Below are 2,375 nucleotides of genomic sequence, written 5' to 3' on the forward strand. Positions count from 1 at the left end.
TTTTTAATGATCGCTTCGGCGCGTTCTGTATTAGGTTTGTCACCATCGAGCTTTTTAGAAGCGTCTTTGCACATCCATCCTGGGATGACCCCCTTCTGGTTGCTGACAATTGATAACAGTTCTTTTGTTTCCTTTAAGGCAGACATAGTAAACACCTCTCTTTAGTTAGTAGGTAGGGACATAAATCATTTCTATATCGACGCGCTGGTTGATACGTCTTCCTTCTGGCGTCCAGTTTTCTGTTAAATAGTCATCAGCTGAAACGTAGTTGATCATGATTTTCAGCGGTGATACACCTTGAGCAACTAGATAATTTCGAGCTGAAACCGCTCTTGCAAGCGCTAGGTTTTCGTCTCGTTTACTTGGCTTGTTAGTGCTTGTTCTACCGTTGATTGTGATCATTGAGGCATCAAGAGCCGTTTCTAGCATTACCTTCGCAACAGGCCCAGGACGAAACCTGGTGCTACTTTCCCCGAACGATACAGATACCGTTCTCGATACAACTTCACGCATTGCGTTATTGTTGTTGTAATTGTTGTAGTCGTTTGTTCCTGACATTGCAGGGACAGTGAAAGCTAAACAGCTGAGAGCTAAAAAAGTGCAAATTGATTTGCGCATAACTCGATACTCCAAAATCAAAAAAATAAATAACCGGCATTACTCATTGGGATTCTGATAAGCCAAAGGGCGCCGAGGTGTAACGGATAAAAAACGTAAAAAAACCAACGAGTACGAGGAACTTTAAGATCAAACATTGTGGAGCTAACCAGGATTGGTAATGCGGCCAGCGCCCACATATTGCCATTGATAACACCAAGGGCAGCACATGCCAGGACTGCTACCCCTGCTGTATAAATAGAAGGTTGTTTTAAATAGGACCACACTGCCACCCCGAATAACATGGCAGGCCACCAAAATTCGACCACAGTTCCTGCATTTACGAACACTAAGAAGGCAAAGAAAAACTGCTTTTTCTCGATGAAATATGTAGTGGCCGTAATAGCTAAAAGTGTAAAGAGAATATTTAGCGGCCACCAACCCCCGTAAACGGTCCCTAATGCCATGAACGGAACAGAAGCGATAATGCCAAATGTAGCGAGACGTTTCATTGTCCGGCCATATACGCCGGATTCTAATTGTCCTGGTCGAGCGAGGTTATACGCCAGGACAAAGACAAATATTGGCATTGCCAATCGTCCCGCTTCAAATAAATAAGGTAAGGTGCCATTGAACAGGTATTTATTAACATGATCGCCAGTCATCAAAATAAGGGCGAGTAATTTCAAACCTTCAATTGTGCCGTTCGAAATGATGATTTTAGGCATGGTTAACGCTGCTTTTGCGCTCACTGTTGGGCTATTCATTACGCTACCTCTAATTAAACGAGATTGTTCTAGGGACATAACCTTTAGCTTTTAAAGCGTTAACTGTCCCCTTCTTTTCTTGGCGTTCAGAACGGTTATATTTGACTTCTATTTTTGCCGCTTCTTCCAATACTTTGCGCATCTTGTTGCTATCACTTGGGGTTTTACCCCCCTGAGCTGTCACATCAACAGTGGTAAAGTTTTCATCCAGCCAATCAGCCCACTTGATCGCTTTTTTCATCAAGTCAGCACGATAAATTTGATTGTATTTTGGCGTCCGTGAATGGTAGTTAGCCGCTCTAGTCCAAAGGTCCCCTGAATCTTTTAGGATATGCCCGCGAAGTCGCCATGCTGCGAGATCGAAAGGGTAGCAGCCGGACGCTGCTACATGCTCTGCGGTAATGCCATACTTTTTAAGATCGCGTAAATAAGCTGTATTAAACTGCATAAAACCAACGTCATGCGTACCGTTTGAGTTTTTAACCCATTGCCCTGGTTTACCTGATTCTTTTTCGGCCACGGCCAAAACAATGTTGGCTGGTACTTCATATTTGGCAGCTGCTGAAATTGAGCACACAACGCGCTCTTGTTCTAAAGGTGGCATATCTGCAATAAACGGTAACATGACGTATTTCCTTACCAGTAGTAAGTCGGCCCAGCCAACTCATTTTCTATATAAACCTCAGCGAATCGTTCAGTTCTAGTACAACCTTTGGGGGTTCTATAACCATCCCTATCACGTCGACAACGGGTCCCTTTGATGTACTGGTCCGGTATAGTTTCCCAGCTCACACAACGCCTCCTGTCACCCCCATAGCGGTACTGTGAACAAACTTGGTGCGATGGAATAAACGCTGCGTATCCATGCTGTGAAGACATATGGCTACCACTTCCTGATGGTGGATTTACAGCACATGAAGTAAAGCTTGGTAGCGGAGGCTTGAGTTTCTTAATGCGTTTTTTCATGGCACTTTTCGCAGCACCGCAACCACCAGGAAAGCCCGAAGGGAG

The 2,375-nt window shown here is 44.3% G+C and carries 3 protein-coding genes; all 3 read right to left on the minus strand.

Annotated features, from left to right (window positions below; genetic code table 11):
• Positions 1–165: 165 nt before the first annotated feature.
• Genes KO499_RS03030 through KO499_RS03040 form a run of 3 tightly spaced genes read right to left on the minus strand, consistent with a single transcriptional unit; the run spans position 166 to position 1,989 of the window.
• Positions 166–618, minus strand: a complete 453-nt coding sequence (locus KO499_RS03030; RefSeq protein WP_012774859.1) for an OmpA family protein — start codon at positions 616–618, stop codon at positions 166–168.
• 17 nt (positions 619–635) lie between these two features.
• Positions 636–1,364 carry a TraX family protein gene (locus KO499_RS03035; RefSeq protein ID WP_165761827.1) on the minus strand — a complete coding sequence of 243 codons (729 nt, stop codon included), beginning with the start codon at positions 1,362–1,364 and terminating at the stop codon, positions 636–638.
• A 10-nt stretch (positions 1,365–1,374) separates the two neighbouring features.
• Positions 1,375–1,989, minus strand: coding sequence for a transglycosylase SLT domain-containing protein (locus tag KO499_RS03040; RefSeq protein ID WP_012774857.1), 615 nt, complete (start codon positions 1,987–1,989; stop codon positions 1,375–1,377).
• Positions 1,990–2,375: the final 386 nt, after the last annotated feature.

It is taken from the genome of Marinobacter sp. F3R08 (assembly GCF_018860425.1).
Lineage (GTDB): Bacteria > Pseudomonadota > Gammaproteobacteria > Pseudomonadales > Oleiphilaceae > Marinobacter.